24 protein-coding genes are annotated in these 20,477 nt (G+C 71.3%); 6 read left to right on the top strand and 18 right to left on the bottom strand.

Annotated elements, in window-relative coordinates:
- The 3 genes from ACWEPX_RS13835 to dxr all read right to left on the bottom strand — a co-directional run.
- Positions 1–476, bottom strand: a 476-nt coding sequence (locus ACWEPX_RS13835) for a flavodoxin-dependent (E)-4-hydroxy-3-methylbut-2-enyl-diphosphate synthase (protein ID WP_451897501.1), incomplete at its 3' end; no start/stop codon positions are given.
- A 32-nt stretch (positions 477–508) separates the two neighbouring features.
- A complete protein-coding gene (locus ACWEPX_RS13830) occupies positions 509–1,726 on the bottom strand; it encodes a M50 family metallopeptidase (RefSeq protein ID WP_451897486.1) in 1,218 nt (405 codons plus the stop codon).
- Entirely contained in the window at positions 1,723–2,889 is a 1,167-nt protein-coding gene (dxr, locus tag ACWEPX_RS13825) for a 1-deoxy-D-xylulose-5-phosphate reductoisomerase (protein ID WP_451897485.1), read from the bottom strand. Before dxr ends, ACWEPX_RS13830 begins: the two co-directional genes overlap by 4 nt.
- Before the next feature lie 175 nt (positions 2,890–3,064).
- Between dxr and ACWEPX_RS13820 the strand changes: the two genes are divergently transcribed.
- Both ACWEPX_RS13820 and ACWEPX_RS13815 read left to right on the top strand, forming a co-directional pair.
- Positions 3,065–3,331: a GlsB/YeaQ/YmgE family stress response membrane protein gene (locus ACWEPX_RS13820; RefSeq protein WP_451897484.1), complete on the top strand. Its 267-nt coding sequence runs from the start codon at positions 3,065–3,067 to the stop codon at positions 3,329–3,331.
- 97 nt (positions 3,332–3,428) lie between these two features.
- Entirely contained in the window at positions 3,429–3,704 is a 276-nt protein-coding gene (locus ACWEPX_RS13815) for a DUF2631 domain-containing protein (protein ID WP_451897483.1), read from the top strand.
- Here the strand turns inward: ACWEPX_RS13815 and ACWEPX_RS13810 are convergent, their stop codons facing one another.
- The 4 genes from ACWEPX_RS13810 to rlmN form a co-directional block, all read right to left on the bottom strand.
- The gene (locus tag ACWEPX_RS13810; RefSeq protein WP_451897482.1) at positions 3,705–4,052 is read right to left on the bottom strand and encodes a type II toxin-antitoxin system PemK/MazF family toxin; all 348 of its coding nucleotides are present in this window, start codon (positions 4,050–4,052) and stop codon (positions 3,705–3,707) included. It abuts the gene before it with no gap.
- On the bottom strand, positions 4,049–4,288 hold the full coding sequence (locus ACWEPX_RS13805; RefSeq protein WP_451897481.1) for a CopG family transcriptional regulator: 240 nt from the start codon (positions 4,286–4,288) through the stop codon (positions 4,049–4,051). Before ACWEPX_RS13805 ends, ACWEPX_RS13810 begins: the two co-directional genes overlap by 4 nt.
- A gap of 63 nt (positions 4,289–4,351) precedes the next feature.
- Positions 4,352–5,125: a toll/interleukin-1 receptor domain-containing protein gene (locus ACWEPX_RS13800; protein ID WP_451897480.1), complete on the bottom strand. Its 774-nt coding sequence runs from the start codon at positions 5,123–5,125 to the stop codon at positions 4,352–4,354.
- Positions 5,126–5,220: 95 nt separating this feature from the next.
- Positions 5,221–6,324, bottom strand: coding sequence for a 23S rRNA (adenine(2503)-C(2))-methyltransferase RlmN (rlmN, locus tag ACWEPX_RS13795; protein ID WP_451897479.1), 1,104 nt, complete (start codon positions 6,322–6,324; stop codon positions 5,221–5,223).
- Between the two features lie 111 nt (positions 6,325–6,435).
- Between rlmN and ACWEPX_RS13790 the strand changes: the two genes are divergently transcribed.
- Entirely contained in the window at positions 6,436–7,053 is a 618-nt protein-coding gene (locus tag ACWEPX_RS13790) for a PadR family transcriptional regulator (RefSeq protein ID WP_451897478.1), read from the top strand.
- Here ACWEPX_RS13790 and ACWEPX_RS13785 read toward each other — a convergent pair.
- Positions 7,050–7,793, bottom strand: a complete 744-nt coding sequence (locus tag ACWEPX_RS13785) for a class I SAM-dependent methyltransferase (protein WP_451897477.1) — start codon at positions 7,791–7,793, stop codon at positions 7,050–7,052. The genes ACWEPX_RS13790 and ACWEPX_RS13785 overlap by 4 nt on opposite strands.
- 62 nt (positions 7,794–7,855) lie before the next feature.
- On the opposite strand from ACWEPX_RS13785, the gene ACWEPX_RS13780 reads away from it, so the two are divergent.
- Entirely contained in the window at positions 7,856–8,701 is an 846-nt protein-coding gene (locus tag ACWEPX_RS13780) for a VOC family protein (protein ID WP_451897476.1), read from the top strand.
- On the opposite strand, the gene ACWEPX_RS13775 is transcribed toward ACWEPX_RS13780, so the two are convergent.
- From ACWEPX_RS13775 to rpsB, 5 genes are all read right to left on the bottom strand, one after another.
- On the bottom strand, positions 8,698–9,537 hold the full coding sequence (locus ACWEPX_RS13775; protein WP_451897475.1) for a phosphatidate cytidylyltransferase: 840 nt from the start codon (positions 9,535–9,537) through the stop codon (positions 8,698–8,700). The genes ACWEPX_RS13780 and ACWEPX_RS13775 overlap by 4 nt on opposite strands.
- Before the next feature lie 19 nt (positions 9,538–9,556).
- The gene (gene frr / locus ACWEPX_RS13770; protein WP_451897474.1) at positions 9,557–10,114 is read right to left on the bottom strand and encodes a ribosome recycling factor; all 558 of its coding nucleotides are present in this window, start codon (positions 10,112–10,114) and stop codon (positions 9,557–9,559) included.
- Between the two features lie 26 nt (positions 10,115–10,140).
- On the bottom strand, positions 10,141–10,863 hold the full coding sequence (gene pyrH, locus ACWEPX_RS13765) for a UMP kinase (RefSeq protein WP_451897473.1): 723 nt from the start codon (positions 10,861–10,863) through the stop codon (positions 10,141–10,143).
- 82 nt (positions 10,864–10,945) lie between these two features.
- Positions 10,946–11,761 carry a translation elongation factor Ts gene (tsf, locus tag ACWEPX_RS13760; protein WP_451897472.1) on the bottom strand — a complete coding sequence of 272 codons (816 nt, stop codon included), beginning with the start codon at positions 11,759–11,761 and terminating at the stop codon, positions 10,946–10,948.
- 80 nt (positions 11,762–11,841) lie between these two features.
- Complete coding sequence (gene rpsB, locus ACWEPX_RS13755; protein ID WP_451897471.1) at positions 11,842–12,657, bottom strand: 30S ribosomal protein S2; 816 nt, start codon at positions 12,655–12,657, stop codon at positions 11,842–11,844.
- 329 nt (positions 12,658–12,986) lie between these two features.
- Between rpsB and ACWEPX_RS13750 the strand changes: the two genes are divergently transcribed.
- Entirely contained in the window at positions 12,987–14,639 is a 1,653-nt protein-coding gene (locus tag ACWEPX_RS13750; RefSeq protein ID WP_451897470.1) for a peptidoglycan DD-metalloendopeptidase family protein, read from the top strand.
- Here the strand turns inward: ACWEPX_RS13750 and ACWEPX_RS13745 are convergent.
- Together ACWEPX_RS13745 and ACWEPX_RS13740 are read right to left on the bottom strand one after the other, a co-directional pair.
- The gene (locus ACWEPX_RS13745) at positions 14,636–15,532 is read right to left on the bottom strand and encodes a FliA/WhiG family RNA polymerase sigma factor (RefSeq protein ID WP_451897469.1); all 897 of its coding nucleotides are present in this window, start codon (positions 15,530–15,532) and stop codon (positions 14,636–14,638) included. The two genes, ACWEPX_RS13750 and ACWEPX_RS13745, sit on opposite strands and share 4 nt — an antisense overlap.
- Positions 15,504–16,427, bottom strand: coding sequence for a tyrosine recombinase XerC (locus ACWEPX_RS13740; protein ID WP_451897468.1), 924 nt, complete (start codon positions 16,425–16,427; stop codon positions 15,504–15,506). Before ACWEPX_RS13740 ends, ACWEPX_RS13745 begins: the two co-directional genes overlap by 29 nt.
- Before the next feature lie 460 nt (positions 16,428–16,887).
- Here ACWEPX_RS13740 and ACWEPX_RS13735 point away from each other — a divergent pair, with 460 nt between their 5' ends.
- Positions 16,888–17,157 (top strand): NUDIX domain-containing protein, encoded by a 270-nt coding sequence (locus ACWEPX_RS13735; protein WP_451897467.1) that lies wholly within the window; start codon positions 16,888–16,890, stop codon positions 17,155–17,157.
- 233 nt (positions 17,158–17,390) lie between these two features.
- On the opposite strand, the gene dprA is transcribed toward ACWEPX_RS13735, so the two are convergent.
- Genes dprA through ACWEPX_RS13720 form a run of 3 tightly spaced genes read right to left on the bottom strand, consistent with a single transcriptional unit; the run spans position 17,391 to position 20,432 of the window.
- Positions 17,391–18,515 carry a DNA-processing protein DprA gene (gene dprA / locus ACWEPX_RS13730; RefSeq protein WP_451897466.1) on the bottom strand — a complete coding sequence of 375 codons (1,125 nt, stop codon included), beginning with the start codon at positions 18,513–18,515 and terminating at the stop codon, positions 17,391–17,393.
- A complete protein-coding gene (locus ACWEPX_RS13725; protein WP_451897465.1) occupies positions 18,508–20,073 on the bottom strand; it encodes a YifB family Mg chelatase-like AAA ATPase in 1,566 nt (521 codons plus the stop codon). The genes dprA and ACWEPX_RS13725 overlap by 8 nt, the downstream gene beginning before the upstream one ends.
- Complete coding sequence (locus tag ACWEPX_RS13720; protein ID WP_451897464.1) at positions 20,073–20,432, bottom strand: YraN family protein; 360 nt, start codon at positions 20,430–20,432, stop codon at positions 20,073–20,075. The genes ACWEPX_RS13725 and ACWEPX_RS13720 overlap by 1 nt, the downstream gene beginning before the upstream one ends.
- Positions 20,433–20,477 lie beyond the last annotated feature (45 nt).

The following is a 20,477-nucleotide window of genomic DNA, read 5'->3' as shown; positions in this document are numbered from 1 at the left end:
TCGGGGGTGGCCTTGCCGTGCTTGGCCAGCAGCCGGGGGTCCAACGATCCGGCGTTGACGCCGATGCGGATGGGGGTGCCGTGGTCGCGTGCGGCCGCGGCGATCTCCTTGACCTTGTCGTCGAACTTCTTGATGTTGCCGGGGTTGACCCGCACCGCCGCGCACCCGGCCTCGATCGCGGCGAAGACGTAGCGGGGCTGGAAGTGGATGTCGGCGATCACCGGAATCTGCGACTTCCGCGCGATCGCGGGCAACGCCTCAGCGTCGTCCTGGGAGGGGCACGCCACCCGCACGATGTCACAGCCAGCGGCGGTCAGCTCGGCGATCTGCTGCAAGGTGGCGTTGACATCGGCGGTCAGCGTGGTGGTCATCGACTGCACGGAGATGGGGAAGTCGCTGCCCACCCCCACGGAACCGACCTGCAGCTGCCGGGTCTTCCGCCGCTCGGCGAGCACGGGCGGCGGGAGGGCGGGCATACCTAGCAGCACGTCGTTGGACACTGTGCCTCTCAGTCAGGTAGTCGGATGGGGTTGACGATGTCCGCGGTCACGGTGAGCAGGACGATCGCACCGCCGATGAAGACCAGCACCATCGTCACCCCCGCGAGCTTGTTGTAGTCCACCGGGCCCCCCGGGGCCTTCCCGCGCATCCGGCGCAGGGCGTCGCGGACCTTCTCGTAGAGCGTCACGGCGATGTGGCCGCCGTCGAGCGGGAGCAGCGGCAGCAGGTTGAACACGCCGACGAAGAAGTTCAGCGCGGCGAGCATGAGCACGAAGATCTCCCAGATCCCCTGCTCGGCGGCGTCGGCGCCGATGATGCTCGCGCCGACCACGCTGACCGGGCGCTCCGGGTCGTCCTCGCCGCCGATGGCCCGGATGACCGCGGGGATCTTCTCCGGGAACTTCATCAGCCCTTCCCAGGTGCGGGCGAACATCTGACCGGTGAAGTCGATGGTCGCGCCCACCCCGGCGCCCAGGCCGTACTCGACGGTCGGGCTCTGGGCGACGCCGATGGCGCCGACGGTCTCCAGCGTGCCCGGCTTGCCCGGCTCCGAGCCCAGCGCCAGGCGCTGCACGCTGGCGATGTCGACGGTGACGGTCCGCTGGTCGCCGTCGCGCTCGATGAGGAACTCGTGCGGGCCGCTGAGGCCGCGCACGCGCTCCACGAGGTCGCGCCAGCCGGTCACGGCCACGCCGTCGACGGCCAGGACCTCGTCGTCCTCCTGGATGCCCGCCGCGGCCGCTGGGGCGGCGGCGTCCGGGCCGCAGGGGGTCAGCTCCTGGGTCACCGGGTCCTGGCTGGGCGCGGCGCACGCGGTGCCGCCGACGATGGCCCGGCCCTCCCAGTTGGGCAGGCCCATCGTGAGCGCCATCGTCAGCAGGATGAGGAAGCCCAGGATGAAGTGCGTGATGGAGCCCGCCGACAGCACGACGACGCGCTTCCACACCGGGTACTTCCACATCGCGCGCGGTGCCTCGTCCGGGGTGACCGGGTCCAGCGCGGTCATGCCCGCGATGTCGCAGAAGCCGCCAGCGGGGATGGCCTTGAGGCCGTACTCGGTCTCGCCGCGGCGGAAGGAGAAGACCTTCGGGCCGAAGCCGATGAAGTAGCGCCGCACCTTCATGCCGAAGGCCTTGGCGGTGAGCATGTGCCCGGCCTCGTGCAGCGCGATGGACACGCAGATGCCCAGCGCGAAGAGGACGAGGCCGAGCAGCCACACGATCACGGTCGGTTCCTTCCCTGGTCGGCAGGGGCGCCCAGCAGCTCGCGCGCCCGCGAGCGCGCCCAGTCCTGCGCGGCGAGCACGTCCGCGACGTCGCGCGGCGCGGCGGTCCAACCGTGCGCGGCGTCGAGCACCCTGCCGACAGTGTCCACAATGTCTGTGAAGGCGGCGTGGCCTTCGCGGAAGGCGGCCACGGCCTCCTCGTTCGCCGCGTTGTAGATCGCGGGCAGGCAGCCGCCGGTCGCGCCTGCGGCGCGGGCGAGCCGGATGGCGGGGAAGGTCTCGTCGTCGACCGGCTCGAAGGTCCAGGTGGCGGGGGCGCCCCAGTCGCACGGGCGGGCCGCGCCGGGCACCCGGTCGGGCCAGGCCAGGGCCAGCGCGATGGGCAGGCGCATGTCCGGCGGGCTGGCCTGGGCCAGGGTCGAGCCGTCGACGAATGACACCATCGAGTGAACTATCGACTGCGGGTGGACGACGACGTCGATGCGGTCGTAGGGCACGCCGAACAGCAGGTGCGCCTCCATCAGCTCCAGCGCCTTGTTGACCAGGGTCGCGGAGTTGATGGTGATGACCGGGCCCATCGCCCAGGTCGGGTGCGCCATCGCCTGCTCTGCGGTGACCGCGGCCAGCTCGGCGCGGGTGCGGCCGCGGAACGGGCCGCCGGACGCGGTCAGGATGAGCCGGTCGACCTCGTCCGCCTTGCCCCCGCGCAGCGCCTGGGCCATCGCCGAGTGCTCGGAGTCCACCGGGACGAGCTGGCCGGGCCGGGCCGCGGCCAGCACCAGCGGGCCGCCCGCGATCAGCGACTCCTTGTTGGCCAGGGCCAGCGTCGCCCCGACCTCCAGCGCCTTGAGCGTGGCGGGCAGGCCCACCGAGCCGGTGATGCCGTTGAGCACGACGTCGGCGCCCGCGGCCTCGATGAGGTCGGACACCGCCGTCGGGCCGCTGAAGACCTTGGCGTCGGTGCCCGGGACATCGCCCTCGGGCACGGCCACGAAGGGCACGTCGTGCGCGGCGGCCTGCTCGGCCAGCAGCGCGCGGTTGCCCCCGCCCCCGGCCAGCCCGACGACGCGGAAGCGGTCGCGGTTGGCGGCCACCACGTCGAGGGCCTGGGTGCCGATGGACCCGGTGGAGCCGAGCACGAGGAGTGAGCGCTGCGCAGTCATCACCGCCATTGTCCCCGACCCGGGCGGCCCGTCCGCCCACCGGGGCGTGGCAGCCGTCATACGACCGTTCGGCGCAATCCACCGGAACGGTGATTGAACGACCCGAGAAGAGGGCACTTAGCGGACAGGAGCAAAGCGTCGCCGCATTGCGGAGGCGCACCTGGAAGGAGTACCGATGGGCATTCTCGGCTGGATCGTTCTCGGCTTGCTGGCCGGCCTCATCGCCAAGGCGATCATGCCTGGCAGGGACCCGGGCGGCATCATCATCACGATCCTGATCGGCATCGTCGGCGCCATCCTCGGCGGTTTCATCGGCAGCGCGATCTTCGGCCGCGGAATCGGGGAGTTCTTCGACATCGGCACCTGGCTGCTCGCCATCGGCGGCGCCCTGATCCTGCTGGCCATCTACCGCGTGGTCGTCGGCAACCGAGCCCGAACCTGACGCGCGACCGGACTCACACCGGGCGCGGCGACCCCCGCCGCGCCCGGTGTGCCACTATGTCGGCGATCGGAACCGGACAGACTCAGGAGGCCCCACCGTGGGAAGCACCGCACTGGAGAAGCGGAAGTCGACCGCCGCCTCCGGCCACACGGTGAGCCCGGCTGACGAGCCGTCGGCGGAGTGGGGCTGGCACGGCGAATTCCGCGTCGGCACGCCGGTCGCGGGCATCTTCGTCGGCCTGGCGATGTTCGCCATGCTGATCGGCAACCACTCGGGCTGGACGGAGAACCTCTGGCTCATCGGCGTCGGCCTCACGCTGCTCGGCGGCGTCGCCTGGCTGATCCACAAGCGCCGCACGTCCTGGCGCCGCTAGTCACCCCGGCAGGCCGAGCACCCGCCGCAACCCGGCGTCGACCTCGCGCATGAGGCTCGGCGGGAGCGCGGCGACGGCCTCGGCCAGGTCGGTCTTGTTCAAGGTGACCAGCGCGGTCACGTTCACCACGGAGTCCTTTGGCAGGCCCGTCGCCGCCGCGGAGAGGAACACGTTCCCGGGCGCGGTGGCGAGCTTGGTGTTCGAGGTGATGACGGCGACGAGCACGGTGGCGAGCCTGCTGCGGTTGTAGGGATCCGCCTGGACCACCAACACCGGCCGCCGCTTCGCAGGCCGCGACCCGTCCGCCTCCCCCAGATCAGCCCAGTGCACCCCACCCCGCTCGATCACCACTCCCCATCCACGACGACCCGCCTACCCGCCGCGACGGCGAGCGCGCCTGAATCGTCGTCACCAGCGAGTTCGAGCGCAGCGTCGATCTCGCTGGTCAGGGATTGCTCTTCCAGATGAGCCAGGTAGTGCCTGGCCGCCCGCACATAAAACTCCGACCGCGTAAGCCCCAGGCGTCGAACCTTGTCCTCCACCTCGGCGAACGTGTCATCGGGAACCGAGATCGCCGTCTTCATGCCACCGAGTATAACTCGGTATAAACCCCCTCACCGCTGCCGGACGGCCGCGCCGCCACGGGGTCAGTTGGACTGAACGGAGTAGGCGGCCAGCGCTTCCAGGATCTCGGTCAACCCGGCCTGGTAGTCAGACCGCAGGTCCGCGTACTTCTTCGTCCGCAGGAGCGTGGGCACTCGGCACTGCTCCAGCAGGACCGGGATGACGGTGACCCTGCCTTCAGTGACCTCGGCGCAGTACTTCGCCAGCCACTCCCGCTCCACCCAGCCAGACTCAACCGACCGCGGGCTGAGGAGGACGAGGAGGAACTCCTGCGCGATCTTCACCGGTATCGTTTCGCCTGCCCTGATCTGCCACTCATCCAGCCAGGGCCGATGCCCGCGACCGGCCAGGTCGACCGAGAGCGAGATCGCAGCCTGCTTGTCCGCCGGCGAGTAGGAGATGAAGACCCGCCTCCCGACACCCTCGTTCCGCAGCGCTTCGAGCATGCGATCCGACAGGAGCCCTTCGACGACGGAGAGCTCCTGCGAGTATCCGTACAGCCGCTTGTAGGGGATCCTTGCCCGATCTCTTGCTGTCATCGGGCTGATCTGTTCCCACATGATCCTGTGCAGGCTCTCCCGCCTGCTCCACAGGGTTGGCGTGTCCACCGGCGACAGCCAGGCCAAGTTCACCATGTGATACTCGCGAACCAGCAGAAACGGCGGTGGAAAATAGTAGACAAATGCGCGAAACCCGCGGCGCGCCAATGGCTCAACATTGTCAAAATAACCGACGCGAAGTGCTCGCCCTGGTTGCCTGACAACCACCGGTCCGAAGTCATGCTCGCCGATCAACACAGGCTCCCGAGTGTGATGTGACTTCAGAAGCCTAGGCGCAAGGGCCGTCTACCCGAAGAAACTGGAAACCCTCACCTTTATGAGCTACCCGCCGGTTACCCCTCGGCCGCCAACTGGCCGCAGGCGGCGGCGATCTCCTGGCCTCGGGTGTCGCGGACGGTGCAGGAGACGCCTGCGGCGTTCACGCGGCGGACGAATTCGCGTTCGACCGGTTTCGGGGAGGCGTCCCACTTGCTGCCCGGGGTCGGGTTCAGGGGGATGACGTTGACGTGGGCGAGCGGGCCCAGGTGCTTGCGCAGGAGCTTGCCCAGCAGGTCCGCGCGCCAGGGGTGGTCGTTGATGTCGCGGATGAGGGCGTATTCGATGGAGACGCGCCTGCCGGTGCGGTCGGCGTAGAGGCGGGCGGCGTCGAGGACCTCGGCGACCTTCCAGCGGGTGTTCACCGGGACGAGGGTGTCGCGGAGTTCGTCGTCGGGGGTGTGGAGGGAGACCGCCAGCCGGACGCTGAGGCCCTCCTCGGCCAGCTTGCGGATCGCGGGGACCAGGCCGACCGTCGAGACCGTGACCGAGCGCTGGGAGATGCCCAGGCCGTCGGGGGACGGGTCGCAGATGCGGTGGACGGCGTCGACGACGCGGCGGTAGTTGGCCAGCGGTTCGCCCATGCCCATGAAGACGATGTTGCTGAGCCGACCGGGCTCGCCCAGCTCGCCGTCGCGCATGGCGGCTGCGGCGGCGCGGACCTGGTCGACGATCTCCGCCGTCGACAGGTTGCGCTGGAGGCCGCCCTGGCCGGTCGCGCAGAACGGGCAGGCCATCCCGCAGCCCGCCTGCGACGACACGCACAGCGTGGTGCGGTCGTGGTAGCGCATCAGGACGCTCTCCAGCAGCGTGCCGTCGTGGGCGCGCCAGAGCGTCTTGCGGGTGTCGCCGTCGTCGCAGGTCACATGGCGGACCGGGGACAGCAGCGGGGGCAGCAGGGCGGTGGCCAGCCGGTCGCGCGCGGCGGCCGGGATGTCGGTCATCGCGGCCGGGTCGGCGGTCAGCCTGCCGAAGTAGTGCGTGGACAGCTGCGCGGCCCGGAACGGCTTCTCCCCCAGCTCGGCGACGGCGTCGCGGCGCTGGGCGGTGGAGAGGTCGGCGAGGTGGCGCGGCGGCAGGCCGCGCTTGGGCGCGTCGAAGACGAGGGGGAGCGAGGTCATGGCCGCTCCATTGTCCCACGCCGCGGCGACCCAACTCACCGTTGCATCGTCGATAGGTTCCGATATATCGTTGAGCTATCGCGAACGAACGCGACCCATCTAGGAGGAAGAATGCGCACCGGACACTTCCGCCGCGGCCCCTGGCAGCGGCACGACCACTTCGACCCGGAGGACCACATGGCCCCGCCGTTCCCCCCGATCGTCCCGCCCATGCCGCCCGGCCCCCCGCCCTTCGGCGGGTTCGGCCCGTTCGGCCGCGGGCACCGCGGCCCGCACGGCCGCAAGCGCCGGGGTGACGTGCGCGCCGCCGTCCTCGCCCTGCTGGCCGACCGGCCGATGCACGGCTACGAGATGATCCAGGAGATCGCCGCCCGCAGCGGCGGCATGTGGAAGCCCTCCCCCGGCTCGGTCTACCCGACGCTGCAGATGCTCGCCGACGAAGGGCTGGTCCGCGGCATCGACGGCGACGGCGGCAAGCGCCTGTTCGAGCTGACCGACGCGGGCCGCGCCGCCGCGGCCGACCTGGGCGGCACGCCGCCGTGGGAGGAGGCCGCCGCGGGCGTCGACCCGGCCGACCGCTCCCTGCGGGAGGCGCTGGGCGGGCTGGCGACGGCGGTCATGGGCGTGGCCCAGGCGGCCAGCGCGGAGCAGAAGTCGCGCGCGATCGACGTGCTCGACCAGGCCCGCCGCCAGCTCTACGCGATCCTCGGCGAGGACACGCCCCGCTAGGTGATCAGGCCCGCGGGCTTGGTCCGCGCCAGCACGCGGTAGCCGACGGTGAACTCCAGACCGTCCACCTCGGCCGCCGCGCGGGCGGCCACCGCGGCGGAGAACTCGATGCGCAGCACGGACACCAGCGTCTCGCGGTCGGGGAACCGCCACGTGGTCGCCACCCGGTGCCGCTGGAAGCCCTGGCGCTGGAAGAAGGAATCGACCGCCGCGCCGTCGTAGGTGGGCAGGTCGGCGCGCATCCAGCGGCCGTAGGGCGCCCGCGCGGCATCGAGGTCCACGATCACCAGCGCGCCGCCCGGCCGCAGCACGCGGTCGGCCTCGCGCAGGCCCGGCTCGCAGCCCGGGCCGAAGAAGTAGGCCGTGCGCGCGTGCACGACATCGGCGCTGGCGTCGGCCAGCGGCAGCGCCTGCGCCGAGCCGGGCAGGACGGCGACCGGCAGTCCCGCAACCCGGGTGCGGGCCTGCTCCACCAGCGGCGGGTGCGGCTCGACGCCCACCACCGACCGCGCCCGCTCGGCGAAGCGCGGCAGGTGGAAGCCGCTGCCGCAGCCGACGTCGACCACGTCACCGGTCCAGTCGGCCAGCGGCTCCAGCACCCGCCAGACCGCGCCGTGCACGTCCTGCGCGCGGTTCTCCGCCTCGTACACCTGCGGCCAGTGCCAGATGTTCGGGCTCGGCACCACCTGCGGGGCGCGCAGCGCCGACACCAGCTCGCGCGCCCGCGCCACCATGCCCATGCCCCCAGGAAAGCACAGATCGTCAATCCCCGAAGTTCACCCGATCTAGTTAATGTCACCCTATGGTGACGGATGCGATCAGCGCTGCGGAGGACTTACCCGAGGGCACCCCAGGCAAGCCGTGCTGGGTGGAGGTCGCCACCAGCGACCCGCAGGCCTCCGCCGACTTCTACGGCGCGCTGCTGGGCTGGGAGTACCGGATAGGCGACGACGGCTACCGCGTCGCGCTCGTCGACGGCGTGCCGGTGGCGGGCCTGTACCACCCGGTCGGCGACCAGCCCCGGGAATGGACCCTCTACCTCACGATCCACGACACCCACAACACCGCGGAACGGGTGCGGATGCTGGGCGGGGAGATCCTGGCCGAGCCCCGGGAGATCCCCGGCCAGGGCGGGCTGCTGGTGGCCGCGGACCCCAGCGGCGGCCCGATCGGGTTCTGGCGCCAGGACCGCGGCTGGGACCTGGGCAGCGGCTTCCCCGGCGCCTTCACCTGGGCCGAGCTGTACACCTGGGACGGCGCCGCCGCCGACGCCTTCTACACCGCCCTCTTCGGCTTCGAGACCACCCAGATCGGTGACGGTCAGGTCTACGACTACACCACGTGGTCGATGAGCGGGGAGGACGTGCTCGGCAGGCTGCGCATGGGCACGGAGTTCCCGCGCGAGCGCCCGCCGTACTGGATGGTCTTCTTCGAGGCCGCGCCCGAGATCGGGGTGGACGCGCTGGCCCAGCGGGCCGCGGCCCTCGGCGGGACGGTCGCCATCCCGCCGTTCGACTCCCCCTACGGGCGCACGGCCGTGCTGCGCGACCCGCTCGGCGCGGAGTTCAGCGTGCTGGACCGGACGGTGACCATCGAGGCCGACGAGAGCGAGATCGGCGCGGAGGTCGACGACCCCTACGCCGACTAGACCGGCACGAACAGCTGCAGCAGCAGCCAGGAGACCACGGCGGACGGGAGCAGCGAGTCCATCCGGTCCATCAGGCCGCCGTGGCCGGGCAGCAGCGTGCCCATGTCCTTGATGCCCAGGTCCCGCTTGATCACCGACTCGACCAAGTCGCCCAGCGTCGCCACCGCGACCAGGGCGACGCCGAAGAGCATGCCCTGCCAGACGGCCCCGTCGAGCAGGAAGTGGACGCTGAGCGCCCCCGCGGCCACCCCCGCGGCCATCGACCCGGCGAAGCCCTCCCAGGACTTCTTGGGGCTGATCGTCGGCGACATCGGGTGCCTGCCGAACAGCACGCCCGCGATGTAGCCGCCGGTGTCGGAGGACACCACCAGGATCATGAAGCACAGCACGCGCGCCGCGCCGTCCTCCGGGAGCACCAGCATCGCGGCGAAGGCGGCGAACAGCGGCACGTACGCGGCGGTGAAGGCCGACGCGGTCACGTCCCGGACGTAGCCCTCGACGCCGCCGCGGAACAGCCGCCAGAGCAGCACGACCAGTACCGTCACCACGAACGCGGCCAGCACGCCGTCGCGCCCGTACGGCCACGACAGCCACACCATCGCCTGGCCGCCAGCCAGCACCGGCCACAACGCCACCCGGATGCCCGCGGCCCGCTGCAACGCCCCCGCCAGCTCCCAGGTCGCCACCGCCACCGCGACGGCGACGATGCCGACGAAGACGTGCCGCACCGTCAGCAGCGCCAGCAGGATCCCGCCGCCGAGCAGCACCCCGACCGCGATCGCGGCGGGCAGGTTGCGCCCGGCCCGCGACCCGGCGCCCACCGCTTCCGTGGTCAAATCCGCTCTCCCCCGCTGCTCAGACCTCGAGCAGCTCGGTTTCCTTGTGCTTGACCAACTCGTCGACGGAGTGGACGTACTTGTCAGTCAGGTTCTGCAGCTCCTTCTCCGCGCGCACCACGTCGTCCTCACCGGACTCGCCGTCCTTGACCAGGCGGTCCAGCTCCTCCTTGGCCTTGCGGCGCACGTTGCGGATGGAGATCTTGGCGTCCTCGCCCTTGGACTTGGCCAGCTTGACCATCTCCCGGCGGCGCTCCTCGGACAGCTGCGGGAACACCACGCGGATGATCGTGCCGTCGTTGGAGGGGTTGACGCCGAGGTCGGAGTCGCGGATCGCCTTCTCCACCGCGTTGAGCTGGTTGGGCTCGAAGGGCTTGACGACGGCCATGCGCGCCTCCGGGATGGAGATGCTGGCCACCTGGTTCAGCGGGGTCGGCGAACCGTAGTAGTCGAGGTGGATGCGGGAGAACATGGCGGGCGTGGCCCGGCCGGTGCGGATGGTGGACAGCTCGTCCTTGGCCACCGTCACCGCCTTCTCCATCTTCTCCTCGGCGTCGAACAGGGTCTCCTCGATCAAGGCGCGCTCCTCGTGATCTCGGCGGGTCAGGCGGCGGGGGTGCTCACCACGGTGCCGATCCTCTCACCACGCACCGCGCGGGCGATGTTGCCCTCGGTCAGCAGGTTGAACACGATGATCGGCATGTTGTTGTCCATGCACAGGCTGAACGCGGTCGCGTCGGCGACCTTCAGGCCGCGTTCGAGGACCTCGCGGTGGGTGATCTCGGTGAACATCTTGGCATCGGGCACGACGCGCGGGTCGGCGTCGTAGACCCCGTCGACGGCCTTGGCCATCAGCACCACGTCGCAGCCGATCTCCAGCGCGCGCTGGGCGGCCGCGGTGTCGGTGGAGAAGTACGGCATGCCGACCCCGCAGCCGAAGATCACCACGCGGCCCTTCTCCAGGTGCCGCTCGGCGCGGCGCGGGATGTAGGGCTCGGCGACCTGGCCCATCGTGATCGCCGTCTGCACGCGGGTGTCGATGCCTTCCTTCTCCAGGAAGTCCTGCAGCGCCAGGCAGTTCATGACCGTGCCGAGCATGGCCATGTAGTCGGCCCGGTCGCGGTCCATGCCGCGCTGGCTCAGCTCGGCGCCGCGGAAGAAGTTGCCGCCGCCGATGACCACGGAGGTCTGCACCCCGCTGCGCACGACGTCGGCGATCTGGCGGGCCACGGCGTAGACCACGTCGGGGTCGACACCGACCTCGCCGCCGCCGAACATCTCCCCGCCCAGCTTCAGCAGCACCCGGCGGAATCCGGTCTGCGCCACCTACGACCCTCCTTCGTGACTGTGCCCCGCCCGCGGCGTCGCCGGGGGCGGGGCACAACAACCCTGAACCGCGGCCGGTGACTCAGGCCTGGCCGACCTCGAACCGGGCGAACCGGGTCACGGTCACGCCCGCCTCGTCGAGGATGGCCTTGACGGTCTTCTTCGAGTCCTGCACCGAGGACTGCTCCAGCAGGACGACGTCCTTGTAGAAGCCGTTCACCCGGCCCTCGACGATCTTGGGCAGGGCGGCCTCGGGCTTGCCCTCCTCGCGGGCGGTCTCCTCGGCGATGCGGCGCTCGTTGGCCACCACGTCCTCGGGCACCTCGTCGCGGGTGACGTAGCGCGGGCGCATCGCGGCGATCTGCATCGCGGCGGCGCGGGCGGCCTCGGCGTCGTCGCCGGTGTACTCGACCAGCACGCCCACGGCGGGGGGCAGGTCGGAGGAGCGGCGGTGCAGGTAGGTGCTGACGGCGCCGTCGAACACGGCGACCCGGCGCAGCTCCAGCTTCTCGCCGATCTTGGCCGAGAGCGCCTGCACGGCGTCGCCGACGGTGCCGCCGTCGAGCTCGGTGGCCAGCAGGACGTCCAGGTCACCGGCCTTGGCGGCCTTGGCGGCCGCGACGATGCGGGCGGCCAGCTGCTGGAACTCGTCGTTCTTGGCGACGAAGTCGGTCTCGCAGTTCAGCTCGACCATGACGCCGTCGGCGGCGGCGACCAGGCCCTGGGCGGTGGCCCGCTCGGCGCGCTTGCCCACGTCCTTGGCGCCCTTGATGCGCAGCAGCTCGACGGCCTTCTCGAAGTCGCCCGCGGACTCCTCGAGCGCCTTCTTGCAGTCCATCATGCCTGCGCCGGTCATGTCCCGGAGCCGCTTCACGTCGGCCGCGGTGAAGTTCGACATCGTGCGTTGTTCCTTACGCGCGTTGATGTGGTCGTGTGGCGGCCGCCCGGGGGCCTGATGCCCCCGGGCAGCCGGGTGGCTCAGCCCTCGGCGGGGGCCGCGGGCGCCTCGGCGGCGCTCTCCGCGCCCGCCAGCAGCTCCTGCTCCCACTCCGGCAGCGGCTCGCTGCCCGCGACCTCGGGCTTCTCCGCGCCGTTGCTGCGGGCGCCGGAGCGGGCCATCAGACCGGCGGCCACGGCCTCGGCGACGACCTTGGTCAGCAGCGCGGCCGAGCGGATCGCGTCGTCGTTGCCCGGGATCGGGTAGTCGACCTCGTCCGGGTCGCAGTTGGTGTCCAGGATCGCCACGATCGGGATGTTGAGCTTGCGCGCCTCACCGACGGCGATGTGCTCCTTCTTGGTGTCCACGATCCACACGGCGGAGGGCACCTTCGCCATGTCGCGGATACCGCCGAGGGTGCGCTCCAGCTTGTCCTTCTCGCGGGTGAGCATCAGGATCTCCTTCTTGGTGAGACCCTGGAAGCCACCGGTCTGCTCCATCGACTCCAGCTCCTTGAGCCGCTGGAGGCGCTTGTGCACGGTGGAGAAGTTGGTGAGCATGCCGCCCAGCCACCGCTGGTTGACGAACGGCATCCCGACCCGGCGCGCCTCGTTGGCGATCGCCTCCTGCGCCTGCTTCTTGGTGCCGACGAACAGGATGCTGCCGCCGTGGGCGACGGTCTCCTTGACGAACTCGAAAGCCCGGTCGATGTAGGTCAGCGTCTGGCGCAGATCGATGATGTAGATGCCGTTGCGGTCGGTGAGGATGTACCGCTTCATCTTCGGGTTCCAGCGACGGGTCTGGTGCCCGAAGTGCACGCCGGAATCCAGCAGCTGCTTCATGGTGACGACGGCCATGGCCGAAATCGCACCTCTCACTAGGGCGCGCCGGTCCCGTTTCCCCTGGTCCCGCCGCGCGAACTCGGTTACCGCGACGCCCCCGGTGGGACCGCCGCCCTGGCGCCGCGCGGGAACCCGGACCCACCGATGTCACCACCAGCAGGACCGCCCAGGCACCCTGCACCCCTAGAGGCAAACGCACGGCACGCGAAGTCACCCCGACTGGGGCGCGCCCAGAAGTGTACGCCGCCCCGCCCCCACCCGTGAACCGCGCCCAACCAGCCGAGTTATCCACACCCTCCCACTACCCCTGGCACCACCCCCACCCCGGTCCGGATGCTGGACGTATGACCACTGACCAGCCCAAACACCCGACTCCCACCCACCCGCACACCCCCAACTCCACCACCCCCACGCCGCCGCGTCCCTACCCCGCCACCCCAGCCCACCATCCCCACTCCACCGCTCGGCCCGCTTCACACCCCACCACCGAACCCCCTTCACACCCCGCCGCCGAACCTCCTGCCCACCCCGCCACTGAACCCCCATCACGCTCCACCACCGAACCTCCCGCCCGCCCCGCCACCAGACACCCCCACCAGCACCCCAGCACCGAGCCCCGGCCGCCCGCTACCCCGGGGCACCCTTCCCACTCCACCGCCAACGAGCCCCATCCCCCTGCCGCAACCGCCGCTAGCTCCCGTTCCCACCCCACTCCCACGCCCCGACCCCACTCCTCCACCGCCGCACCTCGTACCCACCCCGCCACCGAGCTCCCCTCCCGCTCCTCCTCCAAGGCCGAGTCTCACCCCCACCCCTTCACCAACGCCGCACCTCGCTCCCACTCCGCCACCACCGAGCCTCGACCTCACTCCACTGCCGGGAACCCTTCGCTCACCGCCGGGCACCCCTCACCCACCGCCGGGCACCCCACGCCCACCGCCAGCGAACCCCATCCCCAAGCCGCCGCCGGGGCCCGTTCCCACGCCGCCGCCAGCACAGGTCACGCCCCGTCCTCCTCCCCCACCAGCGCCAACCTCCCTTCCATCAGCACCACCTGCCGCCCATCACGCCATCCGACCAGCGCTAGCCGTCCCCACCCCGGCCGCCCGACAACCCGCACTCTGACCGCCCGCGCCCATCAACCAACCCACGTCCCCGCCCGGGCCCGGGGTCTATCCGCCTCCCCGACTGGCTGCCATCCGCCCGGCTCGTCCGCCCGCGCCCTCAGCCGCCGGTGCCGGGCACCCGCTCGCCTTCCTGGTGACTCCCGTATCCCGGCCAGCGCTCACCCGCATCACGCCGTCGGCCTGCACCTAGCCGCTCGCCTGCGCTTGGCCGCTCGCCTGCGCTTGGCCGCTCGCCTGCGCTTGGCCGCTCGCCTGCGCCTGGCTGATCGCGTGCCCTGGCCCACCGCCAGGACCCGTTCATCTGGGCCGTTGTCCTCCCGCAATCACTTGCCTCCCCATCCTCGGCTGTCCCGGGCCGCTCGGCTGGGGCGGGGTGTTGCTGTCGTCGTTGCGGTGGCGGTGCTGTTGTTCGTGGTGCCTGGTGGGGCGCGGGTCAGTGCGGGGACGCGGGATGTGCCGGGGCGGTTTGTGTGGCCGGTTGAGCCGGTGCCTGCTGTGGGGCGGCCGTTCGAGGCGCCGCCTGGGCCGTATGCGGCGGGGCATCGGGGGGTTGACCTGGTGTCGACGCCGGGGGCGGTCGTGCGGGCGGCGGCGGATGGGGTGGTGGTGTTCGCGGGGTGGGTGGTGGATCGGGGGGTGGTGTCGGTCTCGCATCGGGGTGGGTTGCGGACGACGTATGAGCCGGTGGCGCCGTCCGTGGTGGTGGGGGCGCGGGTGCGGGCTGGGGATCGGTTGGGGGTGCTGGTGGCGGGGCATCGGGGGTGTCCGGTGGCCGCGTGCCTGCACTGGGGGTTGCGCCGGGAGGGGGTGTACCTGGATCCGCTGCGGCTGCTCGTCCCGCTGCGCGTGCGGTTGCTGCCGCACCGCTAGACGTCGACGGTCTCCATCAGCTTCGCGCGGAGGCGGAGGACGGCGCGGGTGTGCAGTTGGCAGACGCGGGACTCCGTGACGCCCAGGACGCGGCCGATCTCGGCGAGGGTGAGGTTCTCGAAGTAGTACAGGGTGACGACGATGCGGTCGCGCTCGGAGAGCCTGCCGATCGCGGCGGCGAGCTGGCGGCGGTTGTCCTGGTCGACCAGGGTGGCGACCGGGTCGTCGGCGCGCTCGTCCTCCAGGATGTCGGCAAGGGAGGTCGAGCCGCGGCCCGCGGCGGCCAGCTCGTCGAGGGCGACGACGCTGGTGAGCTGCAGCTGGGCGTACACCTCGCGCAGCTCGGCGAGGGTCAGGCCCAGCTCGTCGGCGAGCTCGGCGTCGGTCGGGGTGCGCTGGAGCTTGCCGCCGAGGCGCTCCATCGCGCGCTCGATCTCGCGGGCGCGGCCGCGAACGGTGCGCGGCACCCAGTCCTGGGCGCGCAGGTCGTCGAGGATGGCGCCGCGGATGCGCTGCATGGCGTAGGTCTCGAACTTGAGGCCGCGCTCGGGCTCGAACTTCTCGATCGCGTCGACCAGGCCGAAGATCCCGGACTGGATCAGGTCGGCCACGTCGACGTGCGCGGGGAGGCCGGTGCCGACCCGGCCCGCGACGTACTTGACCAGCGGGGCGTAGTGCAGCACGAGGCGGTCGCGCAGGCCCTGCTGGCGCTGGTCGCCGTACTGCCGCCAGAGGGCGACGATGCCCGCCTCCACGTCGTCGGCGGTCCGCTGGTCGCCGGGGAGCACGCCGCCGACGTGGGCGTAGCCGTTCACCGGACCCACCGGCCCCGGGCGCACCGGGGCCTGCAATCCTTCCCCGGGGTCATCGGGAGCGGGGATGGGTTCGGTCATGGATCGCCTTCAGCCGGTCGACGGTCACGTGAGTGTAAAGCTGGGTCGTTGACAGCGTAGCGTGACCGAGTAACTCCTGGACGCTACGAAGGTCAGCTCCCCTCTCCAGCAGGTGGGTCGCAGCGGAGTGCCGCATCCCGTGCGGCCCGACCCCCGGCACCCCGGACACCGCCTCCACGGCGTCCCGCACGATCCGCCGCACGCTTGCAGGCTGCAACCTGCCGCCGCGAGCACCAAGCCACACTGCCGGCGGAGAGTAGTCCCGGGCAAGGGTCTGCCTGCCCTTATCGAGCCAGAGCCCGACCGCCGCCGCCGCGGGCGCGCCGAACGGGACGACCCGCTCCTTGTCGCCCTTCCCGACCACCCGGACCAGCCGTTTAGCACGATCGACATCGTCGATGTCGAGTCCGCACAGCTCAGCCACCCGCACCCCCGTGGCGTACAGCATCTCCACGATGGCGTGGTCACGCAGAGCGACCGGATCAAGCTGCTCGGCCCCCGCCGCCGACGCCGCCATCACCTCCCGCGCCTGGTCCTCCCTGAGCACGACCGGCAACCGCCGCTCCCGCTTCGGCGCGACCAACCGCAGCCCCGGATCGACCGCCAGGTGCTCCCGCCGGTGCGCCCAGGCCGTGAAGGTCCGCACCGCGGCGGCCCGCCGCCCCAACGTCGCCCGCTGCGCACCATCCGCCCGCAGCTGCGCGAGCCAGCCCCGCAGAATCCCGAGATCCACCCCGGCCACCCCGACCCCGGACTCCTGGGCGAACCCGAGCATCGACACGACGTCGCCGACGTAGGCCCGGACGGTGTGCTCGGAGAGCCCCCGCTCCAGCCCCAGGTGCCGCTCGAACTCATCAACAACCCGCCGGTCCGCCTCCGGCAAACCAGCCCGCACCGCGCGAAGCTCCCCCCGCGCCGCCCCAGAACCCACCACCCCTCCGACGCTGCGCCACCAACGCCCCGTGGTCAAGCACCGCCACGCCCACACCGCCGGACTCAGACAAACCGGACCGCGATCCACGCTGACCGCCTTCATTCCTGCTCATGGTCAACGCTTCCCACGCACCCACGCTCAACTCGTCACACGCCACGCGGCAGCAGCGGGCTATGAAGGCCAGCAGCGGCACACCGAGCCACGGCACGGCAGCGGCGGACCGCGGGGGCGGGGCAGTTGCGGCACACCGGGCCACGGCACGGGGCGGCGGACCGCGGGGCAGCAACTCCGGGGCCGGAACCTGAGGCTCAGCGAGTTGGGCTGCCTACCAGGGAGGTCGCACTGTCGTCTCTTCGTGTGGCGCTACGTCGAGGATTGCCAGGATGGGTGGATATCACCGGGACCTGGAGGAGTTTGACCTGTGGTTGACCGGCAGTTGCTCGACCGGCTCACCGATGAGGCCAAGGCGGATGGCGTCCGGCAGTTCGTCGTCGGTGGTGTCGTGGTTGACGAGGGCTCTGTGCTGCTGCTTAAGCGGCCTGCTGATGACTTCATGGGTGGCATCTATGAGCTGCCCAGTGGCAAGGTCGATCTGGAGGAGGCGCTCGACGTGGCCTTGGTGCGGGAGGTTAAGGAGGAAACCGGTCTCGACGTGAGGGAGATCGGGGCCTACCTCGGTTGCTTCGACTGACGGACGCGGTGAAGCAGGTGGTTGAGACGTACCAGCAGGCCTTGTCAGCCGCTCCTGACCGCTAGTACGTCCGGCAGGTGGCGGTGCCGTTCACCTCCGAGAGCAGCACCGCCATCTCGCGAGCCAGCCCCGCGGAATCCCTGAGGTCCACTCCGGCACTCCGGCCAGTTCGGCCAGTTTGGGGTGGGTGGGTGTTCGCGGTGGGGTTGGGTGGGAGGTGGTGAGGGGGCGGGTTAGGTGCGTCTCCAGCCGGTGTCGCCGCGGAGGGCTAGGCCGGTTATCTCCAGGTCGGTTAGGAGGGCTCGGGTTCTGGGGAGGGGGATGCCGGATTCGGCGGCTACTGCGGCGTCGGGGAGTTCCTTTCGGGGGTGTAGGGCGTCGTGGACTCGTAGGGCTTCGGGGCCGAGGCCGTCGGTGGGGCGTTTGGGGGTGGCGGGCGGGGTGGGGGTGAACTCGCCGATTGCGCCTACGGCTTCGAGGATGTCGGCGGGGGATTCGATCAGGTCGGCGGATTGGGAGCGGATCAGGGCGTGGCAGCCGATGGATTGGGCGGAGGTCACCGGGCCGGGGACGGCTAGGACGCGCTTGCCCAGGGCGCCTGCGGTGGAGGCGGTGTTGCGTGAGCCGCTGCGCCTGCCCGCTTCCACGACGACCGTGCCTGCGGTGAGGGCCGCGATCAGGCGGTTGCGCACGAGGAAGCGGTGCTTGGCGGCGCGGACCCCGGGTGGGTACTCGCTGACGATGAGCCCCTGCTCGGCGATGTGCTCCAGCAAGCGAGCGTGGGCGATCGGGTAGGCATGGTCGATGCCGCAGCCGAGCACGGCGATGGTCCGGCCGCGCGCGCTCAAGGCACCGCGGTGGGCTGCTGCGTCGATCCCGAACGCAGCGCCGGACACCACCGTCATGCCCGCCAGGGCGACTCCGTGGCCGAAGTCGCTGGCGACGTGCTCGCCGTAGGCCGTTGCCGCTCGGGCGCCGACGATGGCCACCGAGCGTTCGAGGGCCTCCGCCAAGCCGGGACTTCCGCGGACCCACAGCCCGAGCGGTGGGGCCGCCCAGCGCAGTCCTCGGTTGAGCGCGTTGCTGAGCGACAGCAACGGCCACGACGGCCACTCGGGGTCCTCGGGAACCACCAGGCGGGCGTCTGCTGCGGCGGCGGCTTCGAGGTCTCGTTGGGCGCTGTCGTCCTCGCGGCGGGCGCTGGTCTCCGCCGCCACGTCGGGCGGCACGTCCCCAGCTCGGACGCGCTCGGCGGCGGCCACTGCGCCCACGCGGTCGACGAACGCGACCAAGGCGGGGGCAGGCGGCTCGGCGACGCGGGTGAGGTAGGCGCGGGCGGTTCGGAGGTCGTTATCCATGTCGCGGTCCTGTTCTGGCGTAGCGGGCTTGGGTTCCGGTTGTCTGCAGGGTGAAGCGGTCTCGGAAGTGCAGCGCCGCGGCGACGTGATCAGCCGTCGGCCGCGCGGCTTCGGCTAGGTCCGCGAGCGTCCACGCGACCCGGACGCATCTGTCCGCGCCTCTGGCCGTCACCGCGCCCTGCGCCAGGGCTCGGTCCACGATCAGCATCGCCTCCGGCGGAGGGGCGAACTCGCGGCGCAGGACCGGGCCGGGGACCTCGGCGTTGGTCTGCCATCCGTTGGCCCGCCAGCGATGCTGCGCGCGGTCGCGTGCCGCACGCACCCGGGCCGCCACCGCTGCGGTCGTTTCCGTCGACGTGTCCGCGTCGGTCACCATGCTGGTGATCGCCGGGATGCGGATCTGGAGGTCGACCCGGTCCAGCAGCGGGCCGGACAACCTCGTGAGGTAGCGCCTTCGCGCGACGGGCGTGCAGGTGCAGTCCCGGTCCTTCACGGGCGCGCACGGACACGGGTTGGTCGCCATGACGAGTTGGCACGCGGCGGGATACCGGACGACGCCATCGCGCCGGGCAATGCGGATCTCGCCTTCCTCCAAGGCCGTCCGCAGGCACTCCAACCGATCGGCCGCGAATTCGCACACCTCATCAAGGAAGAGGACCCCGCGATGGGCCTTGCTCATCGCGCCTGGCTTCGCAATTCCCACGCCGCCACCGGTGAGCGCGGGGACGGAGGTGGTGTGGTGCGGCGCGATGAACGGCGGAATCGTGATCAGCGGGTTGTCCGCCGACAACGCGCCCACGACCGAATGGACGGCGGTCACCTCCAGCGCCTGTTCTCGGGTCAGGGGCGGCAGGATTCCCGGCAGACGCCTGGCGAGCATGGACTTCCCCGCTCCCGGCGGCCCGACGAACAACAGGTTGTGCGCGCCTGCCGCGGCGACCTCCAGCGCCCACTTGCCTTCCGTCTGCCCCACCACGTCCGCCAGATCCAACGCAGGCGGCAATTGCGGCTCCGCACTGGCGACGAATCCGTGCAGCGCGTCGTCTTCGCCGCGTATCCAGCGGAGGGTGTCGGTCAGGTGGTCGGTGCCTAGGACTTCCAGTTCGTGGACCAGGGCGGCTTCGGGGAGGGTGGGGCGGGGGACGACGGCCCGGGTGATGCCGTGGCGGCGGGCGGCCAGGAGGCAGGGGAGGATGCCGCGGACGGCGCGGAGGCGGCCGTCCAGGGCCAGTTCGCCGATGAAGACGGTGTCGGACAGGGGGCGGGCGCCGGTGGGGTTGTCGGCGATCTGGACGGCGACGGCCAAGGCGAGGTCGTAGCCGGAGCCGCCCTTGGGGAGGGCGGCCGGGGACAGGGCCAGGGTGATGGACTGGTCGGGCCAGAACAGGCCGGAGTTGCGGGTGGCGGCGCGGACGCGGTCCTTCGCCTCGTTGAGGGCGGCGTCGGGCAGGCCGACGATCTGGGTGCGGGGTTTGCCGCCGCCGATGTCGGCCTCGATCTCGACCGGGATGCCGTCGACGCCGGTCAGGGCGACCGACCAGACTCGGGTGAGGCCCATCAGAACGCCCCGATCAGGTGGCGGATGGCGGGCCTGCCGCCGCGCGGCCACAGGATTGCGACGATGTCGAATCTGATCGGGCACGGGGGTATGCCGTGATCTCGGCGCCAGCGCACGGCCAGCGCGCGGATTCGGCCCGCCTTGGCGGCATCGACCGATTCGGCTGGGACGCCGTAGGCCGTGGAGCGGCGGGTCTTGACCTCGCAGACGACCAATTGGGCGCCGTCAGCGGCGATGATGTCCAGTTCGCCGATCGGGCAGCGCCAATTGCGGCCGAGAATGCGCATGCCGATGCGTTGCAGGTAGCGGGCGGCTACCGATTCCCCGGCGGCGCCGAGTTCGTGGTGATCGCTCCTCATCAGGTTCCCTCCGTCGCGGGATCACTGATTTCGAGCGTGCCGAAG

This window comes from Actinokineospora sp. NPDC004072, assembly GCF_053604195.1.
The sequence above is the reverse complement of the archived record's forward strand: the minus strand, read 5'-3'. Positions and strand labels throughout refer to the sequence as shown.